Annotated in this window: 16 protein-coding genes, 1 pseudogene and 1 riboswitch; of the genes and pseudogenes, 9 read left to right on the top strand and 8 right to left on the bottom strand. The window is 73.5% G+C overall.

All coding sequences use genetic code 11. The features are described 5' to 3' along the window. Positions 1-126, top strand: a pseudogene (locus tag FYW95_RS02220) (ATPase); the annotation flags it as partial. 219 nt (positions 127-345) lie between these two features. Here the strand turns inward: FYW95_RS02220 and FYW95_RS02215 are convergent. Then, positions 346-2,148, bottom strand: a complete 1,803-nt coding sequence (locus FYW95_RS02215) for a gamma-glutamyltransferase family protein (RefSeq protein WP_160049915.1) — start codon at positions 2,146-2,148, stop codon at positions 346-348. Between the two features lie 279 nt (positions 2,149-2,427). After that, positions 2,428-3,882: a hypothetical protein gene (locus FYW95_RS02210; RefSeq protein ID WP_159940121.1), complete on the bottom strand. Its 1,455-nt coding sequence runs from the start codon at positions 3,880-3,882 to the stop codon at positions 2,428-2,430. Positions 3,883-4,135: 253 nt separating this feature from the next. On the opposite strand from FYW95_RS02210, the gene FYW95_RS02205 reads away from it, so the two are divergent. Further along, the gene (locus FYW95_RS02205; RefSeq protein WP_159940123.1) at positions 4,136-5,119 is read left to right on the top strand and encodes a glycerophosphodiester phosphodiesterase; all 984 of its coding nucleotides are present in this window, start codon (positions 4,136-4,138) and stop codon (positions 5,117-5,119) included. Positions 5,120-5,258: 139 nt separating this feature from the next. Next, positions 5,259-6,500, top strand: a complete 1,242-nt coding sequence (locus FYW95_RS02200) for an alanine racemase (RefSeq protein WP_159940125.1) — start codon at positions 5,259-5,261, stop codon at positions 6,498-6,500. 52 nt (positions 6,501-6,552) lie between these two features. Here FYW95_RS02200 and FYW95_RS02195 read toward each other — a convergent pair whose 3' ends face one another. Continuing rightward, positions 6,553-8,187, bottom strand: a complete 1,635-nt coding sequence (locus FYW95_RS02195; protein WP_159940127.1) for a beta-N-acetylhexosaminidase — start codon at positions 8,185-8,187, stop codon at positions 6,553-6,555. Positions 8,188-8,477: 290 nt separating this feature from the next. On the opposite strand from FYW95_RS02195, the gene FYW95_RS02190 reads away from it, so the two are divergent. The 3 genes from FYW95_RS02190 to FYW95_RS02180 all read left to right on the top strand — a co-directional run bounded on the left by FYW95_RS02190 (position 8,478) and on the right by FYW95_RS02180 (position 11,062). Beyond that, complete coding sequence (locus FYW95_RS02190; RefSeq protein WP_201294608.1) at positions 8,478-9,359, top strand: DMT family transporter; 882 nt, start codon at positions 8,478-8,480, stop codon at positions 9,357-9,359. Positions 9,360-9,375: 16 nt separating this feature from the next. Beyond that, complete coding sequence (locus FYW95_RS02185) at positions 9,376-10,602, top strand: glycosyltransferase (RefSeq protein WP_159940131.1); 1,227 nt, start codon at positions 9,376-9,378, stop codon at positions 10,600-10,602. A gap of 130 nt (positions 10,603-10,732) precedes the next feature. Then, a complete protein-coding gene (locus tag FYW95_RS02180) occupies positions 10,733-11,062 on the top strand; it encodes a hypothetical protein (RefSeq protein WP_159940185.1) in 330 nt (109 codons plus the stop codon). 104 nt (positions 11,063-11,166) lie between these two features. Here FYW95_RS02180 and FYW95_RS02175 read toward each other — a convergent pair whose 3' ends face one another. Beyond that, on the bottom strand, positions 11,167-12,105 hold the full coding sequence (locus tag FYW95_RS02175; RefSeq protein ID WP_159940133.1) for a LysR family transcriptional regulator: 939 nt from the start codon (positions 12,103-12,105) through the stop codon (positions 11,167-11,169). 126 nt (positions 12,106-12,231) lie between these two features. Between FYW95_RS02175 and FYW95_RS02170 the strand changes: the two genes are divergently transcribed. Beyond that, on the top strand, positions 12,232-13,566 hold the full coding sequence (locus FYW95_RS02170) for a pyridoxal phosphate-dependent aminotransferase (RefSeq protein ID WP_159940135.1): 1,335 nt from the start codon (positions 12,232-12,234) through the stop codon (positions 13,564-13,566). Positions 13,567-13,744: 178 nt separating this feature from the next. Here FYW95_RS02170 and FYW95_RS02165 read toward each other — a convergent pair whose 3' ends face one another. Then, a complete protein-coding gene (locus FYW95_RS02165) occupies positions 13,745-14,902 on the bottom strand; it encodes a glycosyltransferase family 4 protein (RefSeq protein WP_236567587.1) in 1,158 nt (385 codons plus the stop codon). Between the two features lie 255 nt (positions 14,903-15,157). On the opposite strand from FYW95_RS02165, the gene FYW95_RS02160 reads away from it, so the two are divergent. Continuing rightward, on the top strand, positions 15,158-15,409 hold the full coding sequence (locus FYW95_RS02160) for a DUF6457 domain-containing protein (RefSeq protein ID WP_159940139.1): 252 nt from the start codon (positions 15,158-15,160) through the stop codon (positions 15,407-15,409). Positions 15,410-15,618: 209 nt separating this feature from the next. Then, positions 15,619-17,037, top strand: coding sequence for an alanine/glycine:cation symporter family protein (locus FYW95_RS02155; RefSeq protein WP_159940141.1), 1,419 nt, complete (start codon positions 15,619-15,621; stop codon positions 17,035-17,037). 107 nt (positions 17,038-17,144) lie between these two features. Here FYW95_RS02155 and thiD read toward each other — a convergent pair whose 3' ends face one another. From thiD to FYW95_RS02140, 3 genes are all read right to left on the bottom strand, one after another. Beyond that, entirely contained in the window at positions 17,145-17,948 is an 804-nt protein-coding gene (gene thiD, locus FYW95_RS02150) for a bifunctional hydroxymethylpyrimidine kinase/phosphomethylpyrimidine kinase (RefSeq protein ID WP_159940143.1), read from the bottom strand. After that, positions 17,937-18,036: riboswitch (TPP riboswitch) on the bottom strand. It overlaps the preceding gene by 12 nt. A 68-nt stretch (positions 18,037-18,104) precedes the next feature. Beyond that, positions 18,105-19,034, bottom strand: coding sequence for a DUF368 domain-containing protein (locus FYW95_RS02145; RefSeq protein WP_160049910.1), 930 nt, complete (start codon positions 19,032-19,034; stop codon positions 18,105-18,107). Between the two features lie 372 nt (positions 19,035-19,406). Beyond that, positions 19,407-21,089, bottom strand: a complete 1,683-nt coding sequence (locus FYW95_RS02140; RefSeq protein WP_201294606.1) for an acyl-CoA synthetase — start codon at positions 21,087-21,089, stop codon at positions 19,407-19,409. Between the last annotated feature and the right edge of the window lie 143 nt (positions 21,090-21,232).

The raw sequence follows: 21,232 nt of genomic DNA, 5'->3' as shown, positions 1-21,232 counted from the left end.
GGCCGCATCGAGGAGCTCACCCGTATGCCCTCCGACGTCCAGGACGGCCTCATCACCGTGCTGTCGGAGAAGGCCCTGCCCGTGGCCGAGCTGGGCATCGAGGTGCAGGCCCAGCGCGGGTTCAACACGTACGTACCCTGCCGCGGTGGTATGGAGTTCTGACGGAACGCGCACGGGAAGTCTCCCGCAGTGCCGTCGCACAGGCTCTACATAAGCAGTGACCGGGCGATTTGGCAAGAGGCCGGATCAAGGCAAGCAAGCGCTCTCAATCCGCTTCCACCGCGCATCCCGCTCAACCCGGTACCGCCTTCCGTGCCCTTCCGTCTCCTTCCAGGTCAGCGTTGGTCAGCGCCCCGCCGCGTACCCCTGCGCGCCCCGGGCGTCGGCGGCCGCGCGCAGCTCACCGCTGTCCGGGTCCCGGGCCACGGCGGCCAGGCGCCCCAGGGACCAGTCCTGGGCCACCTCGACCCGGTGTCCGCGCCGGCGCAGCTCGGCGAGAACGGCCCCGCCCACGCGCGGCTCCACCACCAGGCCTCCGGGGACCGTCTCGCGGGGGTGGAAGGAGCTGGGGAAGGCGTTGGTGTGGAACATCGGGCTGTCCAGGGCCTCCTGAAGGTCCGCCACCCCGTTGAGGACGCGCAGCAGGGCGGTGAAGGTCCACTGGTCCTGCTGGTCGCCGCCCGGGGTGCCGACGGCCAGCACCGCCTGGCCGTCCTCCCGCGTGACCAGGGTGGGGGACAGGGTGGTGCGCGGCCGCTTGCGCGGTGCCAGCGCGTTGGGGGAGGCCGGGTCGAGCCAGAACATCTGCGCCCGGGTGCCCAGCGGGAAGCCCAGCTGGGGGATGACCGGCGAGCTGCTGAGCCATCCGCCGCTGGGTGTGGCCGAGACCATGTTGCCGCGGGCGTCCACGGCGTCCACGTGGCAGGTGTCCCCGCGCACCTCCGCCGGGCCCGCGCCGGGCGCCCCGGTGACCGTGGGCTCGCCCGTGGTGCGGTCCTCGGGCGCGAGCCCCGGCACGTACAGGGGCGGCTCGAAGGGCGGGCGGGCGCCGACGCGTCCGGGGCGCTGCTCCAGGCTGGCGCGGTCGGGGTCGACCAGCTCGGCCCGGCGGGCGGCGTAGTCGGCGCTGAGCAGTTCCCCGAGCGGGACGTCGGTGAGGTCCGGGTCGCCGTACCAGGCCTCGCGGTCGGCGAAGGCGAGCTTGGCGGCCTCGGTCACCCGGTGGACGAAGTCCGCGCTGACCCCTTCCAGCACGTCCGCGCCGGTGCCCAGCGCCTCGGCCAGGCGCAGCTGCTGGAGCATGGTCGGACCCTGCCCCCACGGTCCGGTCTTGTGCACCGTGTGGACTCCGTAGGAGGCGCTGACCGGGTCCTCGTAGGTCGCGCTCCACTCGGCCATGTCCTGGGCGGTGAGCAGGGCCCGCTGCGGTTCCCCGGTCGCGCTGGCCACGGGGCGGGACAGGAACGCGCCGACGGCCTCGGCGACGAAGCCCCGCGACCAGGCCCGGCGCGCGGCCTCGATCTGCGCCTCGCGGTCCGCTCCGGCGCTCTCGGCCTCGGCGACGATCCGCCGGTAGGTGGCGGCCAGGGCCGGGTTGCGCAGCCGGGAGCCGGGTCGGGGCGCGCTGCCGTGCGGGAGGTAGACGGCGGCGGATCCGGTCCAGTGCCGGGTGAAGACGGGGGCGAGGGACTCGACGGCGGCGGCGATCCGGTCCAGGACGGGGTAGCCGCGCTCGGCCAGCCCGATGGCGTGGTCGAGCACGTCGCGGACGGTCATGGTGCCGTGGTCGCGCAGGAGCAGCATCCAGGCGTCGAAGGACCCGGGGACGGTGGCGGCGAGTACGCCGCTGCCGGGGACGCGGTCCATCCCCCGGTAGGCCTCCAGGGTCGCGGCGGCGGGGGCGACGCCCTGGCCGCACAGGACCCGGGGAGCGCTCCCGGCGGCCTGGAAGACGACGGGGACCTCCCCGCCGGGGCCGTTGAGGTGGGGCTCGACCACCTGGAGGGTGAAGCCCGCGCCGACGGCGGCGTCGAAGGCGTTGCCGCCGCGTTCGAGCAGGGACATCCCGGTGGCGCTGGCCAGCCAGTGGGTGGAGGCGACCATGCCGAAGTTGCCGCGGAGTTGGGGGCGGGTGGTGAAGCCGGGCATCGGGTCCTCCTCGGGGGTGGGGGACGGCGGGGGCGCCACCGCGGTCCGGATCCGGGGGTGTCCCGGCCGGGCGCGGTGGCCGGTGGTGACGGTGGTCACCCGGCCGCGGACCTGAGGTGACGGTACATCATGGGGTGGTCGGATGGATGGCTTGTGTCAGGTTTCGTGGTTTTCGTGAGCTTGGGGTGCCTTTCCGCCCGGGGCGCACAGGCGCGACCCGGGGCCGTACCGGCCCCGGGTCGCGCGCTCCCCGTCGTCCCCCCTGCCGGGGAGGCGGCCTCAGGAGGTTCCCTCCTCCGTCGCGGCCGGGAAGCTCCACGGCAGCGACTCCCACAGCTCGATCCACTCGTCGGCGCCGACCGGGTCCTCGATCGTGTTCTCGGTGTCCGCCTCCGCGCCCTGGGCGCCGTCCGCCTCCCCGGCCGGCTCCTCCGCCGTCTCCTCCGCGGGGGAGGGGGCGGTCTCCGGAACACGGGGTCCGCCGGCCGGGTTCTGGGCGGCGTACGCGTTGGCCTCCGCCACGATCTCGGCGATCAGCGCGGCGAGGCTGCTGACGGCGGCCTCCACGCCGGTGCGCGCCATGTCCAGTTCACGTGCGCAGTCGGCGACGGCCGCGGTCTTGTCGTGCTCGGCGCCGTAGTACCAGACCGTGGCCAGCACGCGGTCGTGCTCGGCGGCGGTGAGCCGGTCCTGGGCCAGGACCCGGTCGAGGAACTTCTCGCTGGTGGGGGTCGTCTCGGCCCCGCCCAGGTGGGTCTGGCGCGTCTCGAAGTCCACGAAGCGGGCGACGAGGCACTCCTGGGCCTGCCGGATCCGGGGATCCCCCCCACCGGCGGTCCCGTCCGCCGGGGCCTCCTCCGGCTGCCCGGGGGAGGCGGGCCCGGCCTCCCCCGGAGCCTCCGTGCTCCCGGTTCCCTCCGGGGACTGCGTGTCCTCGGTCCCCCCGGGGGTCTCCGCGTCCTCGGGCTCCTCCGTGGCACCGGGGGTCTGGGGGGCCTCCTCCTCGGCGGGCGCCGGGTCGGCGGGGCGCCCGGGCGGTTCGTCCTGCGCCACCTCCGCCGGGACGCCGTCCGCGACCTTGTCGACGGGCATGGTCGCCTCCCCCGGTCCGGGCCGCTGCGCGCCCCCGCCCTCCTCGGAGGCCGGCTCCTGGGCCGCGGGTTCCTGTTCCGCGGGCCCCTGGACGGGCCGGTGCGCGGTGAAGGCCTCGGCCATCCGGACCAGCTCTCCGCTGCCCCACCGGTCCGGCCGCAGGTGCATGGCGACGGCCACGCCCGGTTCCTCCAGCCAGAACAGGTCACCCGTCTCCTGCGAGAGGTAGGCCTCGTGCTCCAGGGCCTCCCCGCGGACCAGCCGCTGCAGCGTCGCCTCGGGCAGGTGGCTGTACCGGTGCGAGCGCAGGTCGTCGAGCTCCTGGAGGCCGTCCGAGCGCAGCACGGCGATCCTGCCGAACAACTGGTCGGAGCCCTGGATCCAGGACAGCTGCGACTGCCTGTTGCCCTTCCGGTCGATGACGGAGGAGGCGTTGATGCCGTACCGCTCCAGCCCGGCGGGCAGGTATCCGATCTCGTAGCCGTCGAGGCTGTACGAGGAGACGCTCTGGCTGGTCACAGGCCAGTGCACGGCCGGGGTGTCCTTCTCGTCGGCCGCCGCTCCCGGGAGCCCGGCCAACCCCGACGACGCGATCGAGGCGGCGCCGAGCAGCGCGACCCACCTTTTGTGGTGCTTGCGCATGAGAGTTCCTTCCCATCGACTACTCATAGTGATGGTTGCAGGCTCTCGGTAATAATCCTGCGGCCAGGGGGTCAAAAATCGTACATGAAGTAATCAAATGGATGCATTAAGTGAGAATGTCATCGAACTCGTGGAGCCACCACCAGATGATGGGCGCCGGATCACCAGCTGCTCCGCACGTGGTAACCGCGCGGTCACCACGCGCACCCAGCCTGGGAGCAGTCGACCAGTTCACGCGCACTTGGGAGGTCGGGTGCAACGCATCGGAATCGCCGTCGCAGCCGTATCGTTCGTCACCGCCGTCAGCGCGAGCACCGCGTCCGCAGCCGAGATCCCCGAACCCCGAGAGCGGGGAAACGACAGTTCCGTGTCCGCCGAACACGCCACCGGGTCCACCTCCTCGGGCCGCCCCCTGATCGCGGTCTCCCACCGGGGGGCCGCGGGCCACGCGCCCGAGAACACCCTCTCCTCCTTCGACGCGGCCCACCGGCTCGGAGCCGAGACCGTCGAGATCGACGTCCAGCGCACGGCGGACGACGTCCTCGTCCTGCTGCACGACACCTCGCTGGAGCGCACCACCGACGTGGAGGAGGTCTTCCCGGACCGCGAATCCTACGAGGTCGGGGACTTCACCCTGGAGGAGGTCGAGCGGCTCGACGCCGGATCGTGGTTCGGCCGCTCCTTCGAGGGCGAGGCCGTCCCCACCTTCGCGCAGGCGCTCGACCGGCTGGAGGAGCTGGAGCTCAACCTCTTCCTGGAGGTCAAGAAGCCCGAGCTCTACCCCGGGATCGAGAAGGAGATCGCCGCCGAGCTCACCGGGCGCGGGGCCTGGCTGGAGCCCGCACCCGCCCGTGAGCCCGTGCGCCTCCTCGTGCAGAGCTTCGACTGGGAGTCGGTGCGCCGCTCCAAGGACCTGCTGCCGTCCGTGCCGCACGCCCTGCTGGGCCGGGTCCCCGAGAGCCAGATCTCCGACCACGCCTGGGCGCAGATGATCAACCCCAACCACACCACGATCGACGAGGCCTACGTCGAGCGGGTGCACGAGGCGGGCCTGGAGATCATGCCCTACACCGTCAACGAGCGCTCCCGCATGGACACCGTCCTGGGATGGGGGGTCGACGGCTTCATCACCGACTTCCCCGACATCGGGCGGGAGGCCATCTCCGCCTTCCAGGGGAAGGCGGAGACGCGGACCAGCGTGACGATCGTGCGCACGCCCGCGGTCCGCTTCTTCTGACCGGCCCGGCCGGGGCCGCCCCTGGCCCCCGGTCCGCGCCGGTGGCATGATCGGTCCGACCCACACCGAGGCCCGGCCCCCGGAAGACGCCGTCGAGGCGTCCCCGGGGCCGGGTGCTGGCACAGGAGGCAGGCCCCACGTGAGCGACCGGCTGACCATCCCCAGGGAACACGTCGACTGGCGCACCAAGGGCCTGTGGTGGACGGGCGGACCGATCGCCCTGGAGGAGTTCGCGGCCCGCCGCGACCACCTGTTCACCGGTCCCTTCACCTGGCCGCTGATGGTCCTGCGGGCCTCCGCGCTGGACCGCAACATCGCCGCCCTCGCCGACTTCACCGAACGCCGGGGCCTGCTGTTCGCCCCGCACGGCAAGACCTCCATGGCCCCGGCCCTGTTCCAGCGCCAGCTGGACGCGGGGGCCTGGGGCCTCACGGCGGCCACCGCCAACCAGGTCCTGGCCTACCGGCGCTTCGGCGTGCGCCGGATCCTGCTCGCCAACGAGCTGCTGGACGAGCGGGCGCTGCGCTGGATCGCCGGGGAACTCGACCGCGACCCCGGCTTCGAGTTCCTGTTCTACGTCGACTCCGCCGAGGGCGTGGCGGCGGCCGCCCGCGCCGCCGCCGCCCGGCCCGGCGGCAGGCCCCTGCGGGTCCTGGTCGAACGCGGGATCCCCGGGGGGCGCACCGGCTGCCGCACCGGAGGGCAGGTGCTCACTGTGGCCGGAGCCGTCGCCGAGGCCCCCGGCCTGGAACTGGCCGGGGTCGCGGGCTACGAGGGGCCGCTCGGCGACGCCGCCGCGGTCCGCGCCTTCCTGGCGGAGCTGCTCGGGAACGCGGCCGCGCTGGAGGCCGGCCCCGGCCCGGAGCGGCCGGTGCTCTCGGTGGGCGGCAGCGCGTGGTTCGACGTGGTCGCCGAGGAGCTCGGCGGGCGGGAGGAGGTGGTCCCCGTCCTGCGCAGCGGCGCCTACGTGGCCCACGACGACGGACTGTACCGGCGCACCACCCCCTACCGGCGCCTGCCCGAGGGGCCCGACTCCCTGGCGGGGGCCCTGGAGCTGTGGGCACAGGTCACCTCGGTCCCGGAGGAGGGGCTGGCGATCGCCGCCCTGGGCCGCCGCGAGGCCAACCACGACCAGGGGTTCCCGGTTCCGCGCCGGCTGCGCCGCCGTGACGGCGCCACCGTGGCGGCGGAGGGCCTGGAGGTGACCGACCTCAACGACCACCACGCCTACCTGAGCGTCCCCCCGGGGCTGGAGGTCCTCCCCGGCGACCTGGTCTCCTTCGGGATCTCGCACCCGTGCACGGCCTTCGACCGCTGGCAGGTCATCCCGGTGGTGGACGACGGGGACACCGTGGTGGACGCGGTGGCCACCTACTTCTAGGGCCCGGGCCACCCGCTTCCGGGGCCCGGGCGGTCCGACTCCTCCGCGCACCTCAGTCCCAGCCCACCACGCCCGGGCGGGTCTGCCACGGGCGCGGACCCTCCAACGGCCGGTACTCCACCCCGGCCGCGTCGAGCCGCTCCAGGTGCCCGCGCAGGCGCGGTTCGAACTCGGCGTAGTCGCGCTCCCCGGTCGACCACACCTGCTCGGCGAAGGCCGACAGCCGGGGGAACACCATGTAGTCCAGCCTGCGCGGGGTGTCGACGTGCTCGGTCCACACGTTCACCTGCGCGCCCAGCACGTGCGCGGCCTCCTCGTCGGTGAGCCCCTCCGGGACGGGCTCGGCCAGGTAGACGTCCTCGGTCCGCAGCAGCGTGCCCACCCTGACCGGTTCGTCGGCCGCGTCCGACTGCCGGTAGTCCAGGTAGGAGGTACGGGTCGGACTCATGACCACGTCGTGTCCGGCGCGGGCTGCGGCGACCCCGCCCTCCTCGCCGCGCCACGACATCACGGTGGCTCCGGGCGAGATGCCCGCCCGTCCTCCCCCACCGGCGCCGTCCCGCTCCAGGAGACCCCCCTCCAGGATCTCGTCCCAGCCCACCAGGCGGCGGCCCCGCGCGGTCAGGTGCGCGTCCAGCTGGCGGATGAACCAGCTCTGCAGCTCGTCCTCGTCGGCCAGCCCCTCCTCCTTGATCCGCCGCTGCGCGGAGGGGCTCGACCGCCACTGGGCCTTGGGGCACTCGTCCCCGCCCACGTGGACGTAGGGGCCGGGGAACAGCTCGACCACCTCGTCCAGGACACCCCGGTAGAACTCCAGGACCTCGTCGGTCACCGCGAGCACCTCCTCGAAGACGCCCCACTGGGTGCCCACCGGGATCCGCCCGCACTCGCCCAGTTCGGGGTAGGCGTGGATGGCGGCCTGCGAGTGGCCGGGCACGTCGATCTCGGGGACCACGGTCACGTGCCGGGCGGCGGCGTGGGCGACGATCTCGCGGACGTCCTCCTGGGTGTAGAACCCGCCGTGCGGACGGTCGTCGAACACCGGAGGGGTGGCGCAGCCCTGTTGGGTGCGCGTCCGCCAGGAGCCCCTCTCGGTCAGCTTCGGATAGCGGCGGATCTCCACGCGCCACCCCTGGTCGTCGGTCAGGTGCAGGTGCAGCACGTTGAGCTTGTGCGCGGCCATGAGGTCGACGAACCGCATCACCTCGCGCTTGGGCAGGAAGTGGCGGGCCACGTCCAGCATCGCCCCGCGCCAGGCGAAGCGCGGCGCGTCGGTGACGCTTCCCGCGGGCAGGGTCCACTCGGTGCCGCCGAGCGGGGCCGCGCGGTAGGCGTCGGCGGGCAGCAGCTGGCGCAGGGTCTGCGCCCCGTAGAACACCCCGGCCGGGTCGTTGCCGACGACCAGGGCTCCCTCGTCGTCCACGATCAGGCGGTAGCCCTCGCGGCCCAGACCCGCACCCGGGTCCACGCTCAGCCGGATCTGGGAGCTGGTCTCGTCCCCGGTGGCCAGGGGTAGCCCGGTGGCCGCACCGAGTTCACGCTGAAGCCACGTGAGCGTGCCCCGGGCGTCGGGGTCGGCGGACACCCTGGTCGAAGCGGTGAGTACGAGGCCCGCCGTGTCACCCGCCACCGCCGTGACGGGGCGGGGGATGAGGGGACGGCTGGCGAAGGGGGAGTTGTCGGTCACGGAGTACCGCTCCTATCCGGTCTAGACCATTACCGGACATGGTGCCATGATCCTCCACACGGGCGCATCCCCGGGGCCCGGCGGCCTCGGGTTCCCCGCTCGGGGTCGGTACCCCGAGAACGGGTGGGGGCAGCACCACTCCGAAACGGGGGCTGCCGTTATCGCCACGGCACGGGGCCCGTCCCTAACGTTGTGGCCGTATCCGCGGTCGGTGCACAGCGAACACCAGGGGATGACGGAATGCAGGACGGACGGGTGAGACCCGCGGGCGGGTCGGGACGGTGGCGCTGATGCTGGTGCCCGTCCTCCTCGCCGTGGCGGGGGCCTTCATTCTGGCGCTCGGCTCGGCCCTCCAGGAGCGCGACGCGGTCCGCGCCCCCGGCCACCAGGTGGCACGCGCGGGCTTCCTGCTGCACCTGCTCCGCCAGCCCCGGTGGATGGCGGGCAGCACCGCGGCGGTCCTGGGCTCGGTCCTGCACCTGCTGGCCCTGAGCGGTGCGCCGCTGACCATCATCCAGCCGATCGGGGTGACCGGTCTGCTCTTCGCCATCGCGCTCTCGGCCGCGTTCAACCGGCGCCGGGTGGCCCCGTCCCAGGCCGTCGCCGGATCCGCGGTCATGGTCGGCCTGGTCGGTGTGCTCTCGCTGTTCCCGCACGCCGCCGCCACCCCCGCCATGAGCGCGGGCGCGGCCCTGGCCCTGGCCGGAGCCGTCCTCGGCGCCGGCGCCGCGGTCCACTTCACCGCGCACTGCGTGCCCAGCGCGACCAGGGCCATCCTGCTCGCCCTCGCGGGGGGCGCGGCCATGGGCACCACGTCCGGGCTGGCGCGGGTGGTCACCGCCAACGCCTTCACGGACTGGACGGGCGTGTTCGGCCTGCTGACCGCACTCGCCCTGGCCACGGGCGTCTTCGGCGCGCTGCTGATGCAGAACGCCTACCGCACCGGCCACTTCTCGGCCGCCTACGCCACCCTCCTGATCACCGATCCGGTGGTGGGCGTGGCCATCGGCGCCCTGATCCTGGGGGAGGGCGCCCCCGGGACCGCCCCCGCCCAGCTGGCGGCGCTGGCCTTCACGGGCCTGGCGGTCGCCGGGACCGTCGCGCTGGCGCAGGCGCGCCACCGCAACCCCGAGGCACCCCGGAGCACCACCGAGTCCACCTCCACCCGCTGAACGAAGGAGTTCCACCATGAGGCCGCTGCGCGTCCTGATCGCCACCGACACCTACCCGCCCGACGTCAACGGCGCGGGGTACTTCACCCACCGCCTGGCCGAGGGGCTGGCGGCTCGGGGGCACCGGGTCCACGTGCTCTGCCCCTCCGAGCGGGGCGAGCCGTACGTGACGGCCAACGGCCCGGTGACCGAGCACCGGCTCCGCTCGGCCCAGCTGCCCTTCCAGACGAGCATGCGCGCCGCCGTCCCGCTGGGCATGGGCGGGCACATCACCCGGCTCCTGCAGCGCCTGGACCCCGATGTCGTGCACGCCCAGAGCCACTTCCCGGTCAGCCGGACGGCGATGCGCAGGGGGCGCGCGCTCGGCGTCCCGGTGGTGCTCACCAACCACTTCATGCCGGACAACCTGTACGCCCACGCCCGGATCCCGGCTCCCATGCAGGAGGTGGCGGGGTCGCTGGCCTGGATGGACATGGTCCGGGTGGCGGCCGAGGCCGACTACGTGACCACGCCGACGCCGCGCGCGGCGTCGCTGCTGCGCGACAAGGGGCTGGCCCGCGCGGTCGAGGACATCTCCTGCGGGATCGACCTGGACCGGTTCCACCCCCGGGCGGGGGAGCGCGCGGCGGCGCGGCGCCGGTTCGGCCTGCCCGACCGGGACACGGTCGTGTTCGTGGGGCGCCTGGACGAGGAGAAGCGGATCCAGGACACGATCCGCGCGCTGGCCAGGATCGTGCCGGAGCACGACGCCCAGCTGGCCCTGGCCGGGACCGGGCAGCGCGAGGCGGAGCTGCGCGCCCTGGCCGCGGAGCTGGGGGTGGCGGACCGGGTGTTCTTCCTGGGGTTCGTGCCGGACGAGGACCTGCCTCTGGTGTACGCGGCCGGGAACGCCTTCGCCATCGCCGGTGTCGCCGAGCTGCAGAGCATCGCCACCCTGGAGGCGATGTCCACCGGCCTGCCGGTGGTGGCCGCGGACGCGATGGCCCTGCCGCACCTGGTGGAGGAGGGGCGCAACGGCTTCCTCTTCCCGCCCGGGGACGACTCGTGCCTGGCCGGGCACCTGCGCACCGTGCTCGGCCCCCGGAACGCGGCCATGGGCGCCGCCAGCCGTGAGCTCGCCCTGCGGCACGACCACCACCGGTCGCTGGAGCGGTTCGAGGCCGTCTACGAGCGGCTGCGGGGCACGGCTCCCCAGCCGCTGTGGGCCGAGCGGGTGGTACCCGAACAGGCGGTGGCGGTGTAGGCGGGGGTCTCCTGTCGCGGCGTGATGTCTGAAATGCGGACTACATGGTTGTTCTGAGCTCTTTGCCACTTTCCGTATTCTTTGCGTAGCGACCCGTGATTGTGTCCTGATGCGGGAAACACAAGATGTTGTGTGGTTCGAAGGCATCAGCGCACAGTCCGGCCGCAGCCGGACCGCCCGTGGCGGCAACACGACCGAAGACCTCACCGAACGGCTCCTCAGCGCCGAGCGCGAAGCGGGATTCCACGAACGCGACATGTCGGTGTTCGAACGCGAGCGCATCGACCTGGAGCACCGGGTGAACCGGATGGAGGCGGAACTGGAGGCACTGCGCAAAAGAAGACTGGAAACCTACGCCCGGTGGTGGAACGCCCGCGACGACCGGGACCGGGCACTCCACCTCTGTCGCAAGCTGCGACGCCGGATCGACCGGACGCGCCGCAGGGAAAGTCCGGAGTGAACGGCGCGCGGCGCACGGCACCGTACCGAACACCTCATCCGACGCGTGGTCCGACCCGGGGGGGGACGGGCCGCGCGTCGTCGTTCCGGAGGGCGCTGAGCCCCCTACGCCGCGACCGTCTCGGCGATCTCCGCCTCCACCTGCCGCGTGGCCTCGCGCAGCGCGGACAGGGTCACGTTCACCGCCGGGCGGCGCACCGCCACCGAGCGCACCACCGCGTACACGTGCCGCACCGGCGCCGAGCGGGGCAGCTTCCGGTACACCAGCCCCGCAGGGCCGCCCACCATCGCCAGGGCCGGAACGGCGGCGATCCCGATCCCGCGCGAGACCAGGCTCAGCACCGTGCCCAGCCCCTCGAACTCCCACGCGGCCGAGGGCAGCCCGCCCACCTCGGCCAGCAGCCGGTCCGTGCCCTCGCGGGAGCGCTCGCTCTCGGGCGTCACGATCCACGGTTCGCTCAGCAGCTCCTCCAGCACCACCGCGACGGCGGAGTCGGCCAGGCGGTGGGTCTCGGGCACCGCCAGCACCATGGGGTCGCGCATCAGGCGGACGTGCCGCAGGCCGCCGTCGTGCCCGCGCCCCGGGTGCTGCCCCGACCAGTCGTCGACCAGGGCGATGTCCACCTCCCGCGAACGCACCTGCTGGGTCCCGGTCGCGAGCAGGGTCTGGCGCAGCAGCAGCTGCATCCCCCGGTGTTCGCGCAGCGGCGGTACGAGTAACGGGGCGAAGGCCACGGCCGCCGTCGGGAAGGCCGTGACGGTCACCGTCCCCAGGGCCAGGTTGGACTGCTCGGCGAGCACCGACTCGGTGGCCTCCACCAGGGCCAGGATCTCCTCGGCCTGGCTCACCAGGAGCCGTCCGGCGTCGGTGAGCTCGGCGCCCCGCGCGGAGCGGTCCAGCAGCGCCACCCCCGTCTCCCGCTCCAGGGTGGCCAACTGCTGGGAGACCGCCGAGGGCGTGTAGCCCAGGGCGCTGGCGGTGGCCGCGATCGTGCCCCGGGCGCTGAACTCGCGCAGGACCTGGAGGCGGCGGAGGTCGAGCATAAGGAGATCTTACGCTCAGCATCGAAAAGACTCGCTTGTACTGATGCCGTGGTCTGGGCAGTGTGTGGGTGAACAGGCCGTCACCATCGGCCACGCATTCCACGACAAGCCGGAGATGAGTCTTCCATGGCCGTCACTGTGTCCGCGACCCTCGCCGTCAACGAAGCCCTCGCCGAGAAGCGCCGCCAGGGGTGCCGTGTGCTTCCCCTGGGCTTCGGCGAGGCCGGACTCCCGGTCCACCCGGTCATGCGCGACCGACTCACCGAGGGCAACGGGGCCAACGCCTACGGGCCCGTGGCCGGGTCGGAGGCCCTGCGCGAGGCGGCGGCCGGGTACTGGAGCCGGCGCGGGCTGCCGACCGACCCCGCACTGGTCATCGCCGGTCCCGGCAGCAAGCCCCTGCTCTACAGCCTGCTGCTGGAGATCGGCGGGGACACCGCGCTCGCCGCGCCCAGCTGGGTCAGCTACGCCGCGCAGAGCCGCCTGACGGGCCAGCGGCCGGTCATGGTGCCCACGGTCACCGGTCAGGGCGGTGTCCCCCAGCCCGACCTGCTGCACGCCGCGGTCACCGCGGCCCGCGAACAGGGCCGCACCGTCAACGCCGTCATCGTCACCGTGCCCGACAACCCGACCGGCACGGTGGCCGACGCCGACACCGTCCGCCGCCTGTGCGAGGTTGCGCGCGAACTGGACCTGGTGATCATCTCCGACGAGATCTACCGCGACCTCCTCCACCCCGCCGCCCCCGGCGGGGAGGCCGCCGAGGTGCACAGCCCGGCCGAGTACGCCCCCGAGCGCACCGTCATCTCCACCGGCCTGAGCAAGAACCTGGCGCTGGGAGGCTGGCGCATCGGCGTCGTCCGCCTGCCCGACTCCGAGATCGGCCACCGCCTGCGCGGAGGGCTGCTCGGCGTGGCCAGCGAGATCTGGTCGAGCCCGGCCGCCCCCGTCCAGGAGGCCGCCGCCTACGCCTTCACCGAACCCGCCGAGCTCGTGGACCACATCGACCGCAGCCGCCGCCTGCACGGCGTGGTGGCCGGGGCGGTCACCGACGCGTTCGCCCGAGCGGGCGCGGCCGTCGCCCGGCCGCGGGCGGCGTTCTACCTCTACCCCGACTTCGAACCGTTCCGCGGACGGCTGGCCGCGCGGCACGGGGTGACCACGGGGTCCGAGCTGGCCGGGCTGCTGCTGGAGCGCTTCGGCATGGGCGTGCTGCCCGCCGTCGAGTTCGGGGAGGGCTCCGACGCCCTGCGCGTGCGGGTCGCCACCAGCCTGCTCTACGGCGACACCGAGGAGCGCCGCTACGCCTCCCTGGCCGCCACCGACCCCTTGGCCCTGCCGTGGATCCGCTCCCACCTCGACCGCCTCGACGAGGTCCTGGCCCAGCTGGTCGGCGCGGGGTCCGTGCCCGGCCCGGCCCTGCCCGGGCTCTCCGAGAGCGCGCCTCAGCCGGCCCTCTAGGCGCGGGCGGCCCTCCGCGGCGCCCGGCCCCAGACCATCTTCGGCGTCCGCCCCGTTAAGGGGGCGGGGCGGACGCGCTTCCTCCGGCCTCCCCCGGCCGCTCCTCCCGGGGGCGGCCGGAACCTCCCACCACGGCGGTCCGCCCGGCCCGGGGCCGGGCGGACCGCCGGATGACCGCCTACCGGACGGGGCCGGAGGAGGCCCGGCCGGGCACGGCGTACTCCTGGCCCGCGGCGCGGGCGACCAGCTCCCGGCTCGGCGTGATCACCGCGCGGTAGTGGTCGAGCAGCTGCTCGCCCACCGCCTCCCACGTGCGGTGCTCCACCGACGGGCGCGCCGCCCGGGCCATCCGCCGCCGCACGTCGGTGTTGTGGGCCAGCCGCCCCACCGCCACACGCAGCTCGCGCACCGACTCCGGCGCGTACAGCAATCCGTTGTGCTCGGGGGCCACCAGGTCCAGCGGTCCGCCCGAGGCCGGCGCCACCACCGGCACGCCCGAGGCCAGCGCCTCCTGGACGGCCTGGCAGAAGGTCTCGTCGGCGCCGGTGTGCACGAACACGTCCATGGACGCGTACAGCCGGGACAGGTCCTCACCGGTGCGCTGGCCGGTGAACACCGCGTCGGGCAGCCGCCGCCGCAGCCGTGCGCGCTCGGGCCCGTCGCCCACCACGACCAGCCTGATCCCGCGCAGCCGCGCCACGTGGGCCAGCAGGTCGACCCGCTTGTCGCGGGCCAGCCGCCCGACGTAGCCCACGATGGTCTCCCCGTTCGGCGCCAGCCTGCGGCGCAGCTCCTCGTCCCGGTGCGCGGGGGAGAAGCGCCGGGTGTCCACACCGCGCTGCCACAGGTCCAGCCGGGGGAACCCCCGGTCGGACAGGGCCTCCATGGTGGCCGAGGAGGGCACCAGCGTGCGGTCCACGGCCGCGTGGATCCTGCGCAGCACCGACCACATGGTGTCCCGCCCGGGCAGCCGGTAGCGGGCCGCGAAGCCGGGCAGGTCGGTCTGGAACACGGCCACCGTCGGCAGCGCCCACCTGCGGGCCGCCTCCACGGCCGCCGAGCCCAGCAGGGCGGGCGAGGCCAGGTGGACGACGTCCGGGGAGAAGGACCGGATCGCCGCGGTCATCGTGCGCCGGGCGGGCAGGCCCAGGGAGAAGTCGCGGTAGAACGGCAGGGGCAGGGAGGGCAGGCGGACCACGGGAAAGCCCGCGTAGGAGGAGGGTCCGATGCCGGGGGCCAGGACCAGGGCCTGGTGGCCCCGGGCGGCCAGCAGGTCGGCGACCCGGCACACGGAGTTGGTGACCCCGTTGACCTGGGGGAGGAAGGATTCTGTCACGATGGCCACGCGAAGCGGGCCTCGGGTGTCGGTCGGGGACATGCGGGTGGCTCCCAACGCCGGGGGATGGCTGACTCCGACGTTAGGCTCGCGGGATGAACCTCGGTTTGGGTGCGGGGGAACCGCACCGGAAGACCAGGTATGGGCTGGCCGATCGGGCGGTGACGTAGTCCGTTCGGCCGCGTGTCCACCGGGTGACCTTCGGTGGCTATGATCGCCTCACGTAATCGTTATATTGCTCCAAGGAGTCATGCGGTGACCCTCACGGAATGGGCGGAACTGGTCCGCAGAGAACTGGACCTGACCGGTACCGAACCCCTCCGGAAGGAGGACGTCGACCGGGTCCTGGACCTGGCCCGCGACGCCGCCCACTCCGTGGCCCGACCCGCGGCTCCGCTGACCACCTACCTCCTGGGCGTGGCGGTGGGACAGGGCGCGGACCCCGACGCGGCGGCGGCCGCGCTGAGCAGGCTCGCCGTGGCGCAGAGCGACGAGAGCGACGCCTGAAACGCCGCGTTCACCAAGAGAACCCCCCGGTTCGCCGAAGAAACCGGCATGTGGACCGGGTGTGATTCGTCTGTTATGCGTCGGTGCGATTCTTTGCCGGTATCGCGAGGCCCTGACCCGTGCCGACGCGACCGCGTGGGCGCCGGATGCCCGCACCGCGCAGTACCGGCGGCCCCGCCCCCACCCACTCACCAATAGGGAGATCCCCTGTGGACCAACTCCTCGAGATGGCGGACCTCGTCAACGGCATCATCTGGGGACCCTTCGTCCTCATCCCGCTGTTGTTCGTCGTCGGCGTGTTCCTCACGGTCCGACTCCGCCTCATCCAGCTGCTCCGCCTGCCGCACGCGCTGTGGCTCGCACTCGTCCGCCGCAAGGAGGACGCCTCCGTCGAGGGTGACATCTCCCACTACCAGGCCCTGAGTACGGCACTGGCCGCCACCGTCGGTGTCGGCAACATCGCCGGCGCGGCCCTCGCCATCGGCGTGGGCGGGCCCGGCGCGCTCTTCTGGATGTGGGTGGTCGGCCTCATCGGCATGGCCACCAAGTACAGCGAGGCCCTCCTGGGCGTGAAGTTCCGCCGCACCGACGCCAAGGGCGAGCAGAGCGGCGGCCCGATGTACTACCTCAAGTACGGGATCCGCGGCGGCCTGGGCACCACCCTGGGCGTCTCCTTCGCGATCTTCGGCGCCGTCGCCGCCTTCGGCATCGGCAACGGCACCCAGGCCAACACCGTCTCCCAGCAGATCACCAGCGTCACCCCGCTGGAGCCGTGGATGGTCGGCCTGGTGCTGATGCTGCTCGCGGGCGCCGTCATCCTGGGCGGGATCAAGAGCATCGGCCGCGTCGCCTCGGGCCTGGTGCCGATCATGATCATCTGCTACGTCACCATCTGCCTGGTGGTCCTGGCCGCCAACTGGGCCGCCATCCTGCCCGCGTTCCAGCTCGTGCTGACCGACGCCTTCACCGGTACCTCCGCGGTCGGCGGCTTCGCCGGTTCCACGGTCATGATCGCCATCCAGATGGGCTTCGCCCGCGGCATCTTCTCCAACGAGTCGGGCCTGGGCACCGGCGGCATCGCCGCCGCCGCGGCCAAGACCACCCAGCCGGTCCGCCAGGCCATGGTCTCCATGACCCAGACCTTCATCGACACCATCATCGTGGTCACCATGACCTGCATGGTCATCATCACCACCGGTGTCTGGCGGACCGAGGACGCCGAGGACGGCTCCCTGCTGACCAGCCAGGCGCTCACCGAGGGCCTGGGCTCGATCAGCCCGGGGCTGGCCCCTGCGGGCGCCTACATCGTGGCCATCGCGGTCGCGGTGTTCGCCTTCACCACGCTGCTGGGCTGGGCCTACTACGGCGAGCGGTGCGTGGAGTTCCTGGGCGGGCGCACCTGGGTCACGCCCTACCGCCTGGTGTTCATCGTGGTCATCTTCGTCGGCTCTGTGGCCGCCCTGGACTCGGTGTGGCTGTTCAGCGACATCGCCAACGGCCTGATGGCGCTGCCCAACCTCATCGGGCTCCTGCTGCTGTCCCCGGTCATCGCGGCCGAGACGCGCAAGTTCTTCGACCACCCGGACTGGCGCGACCCTGACAAGGTCATGAAGGACGTCAGCAAGTAGTACGCCCCCGGGGCGGACGACGAGGGGGACCGGCGCGGAGCCGGTCCCCCTCTGCTGTGCCCGCCTTGGGCCTTACGCTCCGCTTCGGCCCGGTTCGGGCGGCGGGGTCACCACCAGGCGTGGAAGTGGTGCACCGGGCCCTGACCGCCGCCCGCGTCGATCTCGTCGGCGCGCCGGATGGCCTCGGTCAGGTACTCCTTGGCCTCCCGCACGGCCGCGGCCGCGTCCGCGTGCCGCGGCAGCAGGGCCGCGATCGAGGAGGACAGGGTGCATCCGGTGCCGTGGGTGTTGCGGGTGGGCACCCGCGGGGCGCGGAACTCGACCGGGTCGGCGTCCCGCGACACCAGCACGTCCACGCTCTCCCCGCCGTCCAGGTGGCCGCCCTTGAGCAGGACCCGGCGCGGCCCCAGTTCCAGCAGTCGCACGGCCTGGTCGCGCATCCCCGCCAGGTCGGTGGCCTCGGGCTCCTCCAGCAGGTCGGCGGCCTCGGGCAGGTTGGGCGTGACCAGGTCGGCACGGGGCAGCAGCGCGGTGCGCAGCGCCGCCACGGCGGAGGACTCCAGCAGGCGGTCGCCGCTCTTGGCCACCATCACCGGGTCCACCACCACGTTCGGGAGGCGGTGGCGGTCGATCGCCTCGGCCACCGCCTCGGTGACCTCCGAGGTCCCCAGCATGCCCACCTTGACCGCGTACACGGTGGCGTCCGCGAACAGGGTGTCCATCTGGTGGGCGACGAACTCCGCGGGGACCGGGTGGACCCCGGTGACGCCCCGGGTGGACTGTGCGGTCAGCGCGGTGACCACGGTCATGCCGAAGGTCCCGTGCGCCGAGAAGGCCTTGAGGTCGGCCTGGATGCCCGCGCCTCCGCTGGGGTCGCTCCCGGCGATGGACACGACGTTGTACGCGCTCATGGGCGTTCCTTCGCTAGTGCTAACTAGGGCAGGTTCGACGGGTGTGCTCTCAGCCGGGAACGGCGTCCCGGCACCCCGCGCCGTCGGGACCGCCGAGGCGGTCCCGACCCGTATGCGTGTGTGTTCTGGTGAGGCTACCGAACGGCCGGACCGCTCCTAGAGGCGGGCCGCCACCTGGTGGTGCTCGGCCTCCTCCATCTGGACGCGCTTGCGCCGCTCCCACACGATGGCCGCCGCCACGATGGCGAAGCCGACCACCATGAGCGCCACGGTCACCGGGACGTCGGTGGGGGTCAGGATGCTGCGCTCCTCGTCCTGCCAGGGCCACAGGGCGCGCAGCGACCCGGCCATCAGGCCGGTGAGCACGACCAGGGTCATGTGGTGGAAGTTCTCCAGCAGGTACTGCAGGAGCTTCACGAACAACGACAGGCCCGTGAGCGCGCCCAGGGCGAACACCGCCAGGTAGGCGACGTCCATGTCGCTGACCGCGTTGATCGTGGGCTCGTACAGGCCCAGGGTGAGGAGGATGAAGGAGCCGGACAGGCCGGGCAGCACCAGGGCGCAGATGGCCACGGAGGCGGCGAGGAAGACCAGGGCCGGGTGGTCGGGCAGGTTGGCCCCGGGAAGGCCGGTGAGGAAGAAAGCGCCCGCCGCGAAGCCCAGCGCGACGAGGTAGTGCGACGCTCGCCACCGCTGGCCCGCGCCGGTGTAGGGGATCCACAGGCAGGCCAGGACCAGCCCGAAGAACAGCGCGTACGCGTACTGGGTGTAGGTCTCGACCAGTGGGGCGAGGACGACGGCGGCCATGCCCAGGAAGACCACCATGCCGACCAGCGCGGGGATCAGCACGCTCCAGTCCACCTGGCGGAACTGCTCCCGCGCCCGGGCGTCCCCGCGTCCGCGCGGGACGTCGGTGACCCAGCGCTTGATACCGCTGACCATGTGGCCCGCGCCGCCGATGAGCTTGTCGTAGAGGCCCGTGATCAGGGCGACCGTGCCGCCGCTGATGCCGGGCAGGGCCTCGGATGCGCCCACGGCGCCGCCGCGCACCGCGTTGAAGATGTAGCTGCCGACTGTGTTGGGCATCTGGGTTCTTGGGCGCTGTTCGGGAGGGACCCGAAGAGTGCGCCGTCCTCCGTCCTAGTGGTGCCACCGCACGCGTACCGGGTACGCGGGGGGCGGGATGGGTCAGGGCTGTCCGCGCGCTCCGTCAGGCGTCAGGGGGAAGGCGCGGGATCCTCCGGCGGGGGCCGGGGCGGGCCGTTCGGACCGGGGCGGGGGACAGGAGGCCGTGCGGTCCGAACCAGGCGTCGCCAGTCTAGCGGCGGGCGGAGCGGCCGAACGCTGACCGGAAAGCGGAAAAACCGTGTTTCGGCTGGGTAAGACCGCATTGGCCCTGGGCCCGAAATGAGGGTTTCCCTACCGTCGGGGTGCGGGACACCGCGGGGGCGCGGCGCCTCAGCGCGTGAGGCTGCCCGACCGGTCGGCCGCTGCCGGGGCGTCCTGCGCCACCGAGGCCGCCCAGCGGTAGTCCTGCTTGCCCACCGCCGTACGCCGTACCCGGTCCACGAAGTGCACGGACCGCGGCACCTTGAACCCGGCCAGCCGCACCCGGCAGTGCGCGCGCAGCTCCGGCTCCGCCAGGCGGGCGCCGGGGGCCAGCGAGACCAGCGCGGTCACCCGCTGGCCGAGCCGCTCGTCGGGGGCGGGCACCACGATGGCGTCCTCCACCGCGGGGTGCGCCTTGATCGCTGCCTCCACCTCTTCGGGGTAGACCTTCTCCCCGGCGGTGTTGATGACCACGCTGCCCCGGCCCAGCAGCACGATAGAACCGTCGGCGGCCCGGGTCCCGAAGTCACCCGACAGCGCCCAGCGGCGCCCCTCGGCGTCGGTGGGGAAGGTGCGGGCGGTGGCGACGGGGTCGTTGTAGTAGCCCAGCGGGATCCGCCCGGTGCGGGCGATGCGCCCGACCTCGGTCGAGCCCGGGGGCAGCGGGCGCAGGGAGTCGTCCAGGACGGCGATGCTGCCGCCCATGGTGAAGCTGCGGTGGTCGGGGGAGCCCGACAGGGTCCTCTCCCCGGCGGGGCCCTCCTCCCGCTCCGGGCCGGTGGCCGAACCGCACACGCCGGTCTCCGAGCCCCCGTAGGCGTCGGCCAGGGCCACGTCCGCGCGCCAAGCCCGCCACAGGGCGCGCACCGCCGGGGTGAGCGGGGTGCCGCCGGAGCGGACCGAGGCCAGGTCGGGGCACATCCCGGGTTCGGTGAGCAGGTGCCGGGCCAGCGGGCGGGCCATGGCGTCCCCGACCAGCTGGACCACGTGGACGCCCTCGCGGTGCGCGGTCTCCAGGACCCGGTCCGGGTGGAAGCTGCGGTCGGTGGACAGCACCACGCGCTTGCCGCACAGCAGCATGCTCAGCGCGTTCCACTGCCCGGCCGCGTGCATCAGCGGCCCCAGCACGAGCATGCGCTGCGGGAAGCAGCGCGCGGCGCGTTCGGCCACCTCCTCCGGGGTCCGGGCCCGGGGAGCGCCCGGCGCCCGGCGCTCCAGGGCGGCGCGGAAGATGTCCGCCTGCCGCCACAGCACGCCCTTGGGGTAGCCCGTGGTCCCGCCGGTGTAGAGCAGGTAGTGGTCGTCTCCGCTGGTGGAGGGCAGCGGCGTCCCCCCGGAGGCCGAGGCCAGGGCCCGCTCGTAGTCGGTCCCCTCGGCCCGGCGCTCGGAGCCGTCGCCGACGAGCAGCACGTGTCGGAGCCGGGGCAGGTCGGGGCGGACCGCGGTGACCGTCGCGGCCAGGGAGTCCTCCGCGACGAGCGCCACGGCGTGGGCGTCGGCCAGGACGTGGCGCAGCTCCCCGGCCACGTAGCGGTAGTTGACGTTGACCGGGACCGCTCCCGCGCGCAGGATCCCGAGGAAGGACTCCATCCACTCGGCGCGGTTGAACGCCAGCACCGCGACGTGCTCGCCCGGGCGCACGCCCGCCTCCACCAGGTGCCGGGCCAGGCGCAGGGAGCGCTCCAGCAGCGCCCGGTAGGTCAGCCGCCGGGGGCCCGCGGCCAGCGCGGTCCGCTCGGGTACGGCGTCGGCGACCGCGGCGAACAGCCGGGAGAGGGAGAAGGGGGCGTCCTGGGACGCGGTGGTGGGCACGCCTGACCTCCCTGACACGATCGGCGGGGCCGTCCACGGCATCGGCTCGCGGCGGCGGAGTGGCTGTTGGTGCGACGGTACCCGCCGGGCGGGCGCCAGATCGCGGCCGGGGTTGTGGACCGCGTCACCAGGGGAGTTATCCC

Source organism: Nocardiopsis sp. FR4, from assembly GCF_009830945.1.
In the GTDB taxonomy this organism is placed as follows: domain Bacteria; phylum Actinomycetota; class Actinomycetes; order Streptosporangiales; family Streptosporangiaceae; genus Nocardiopsis.
The sequence above is the reverse complement of the archived record's forward strand: the minus strand, read 5'-3'. Positions and strand labels throughout refer to the sequence as shown.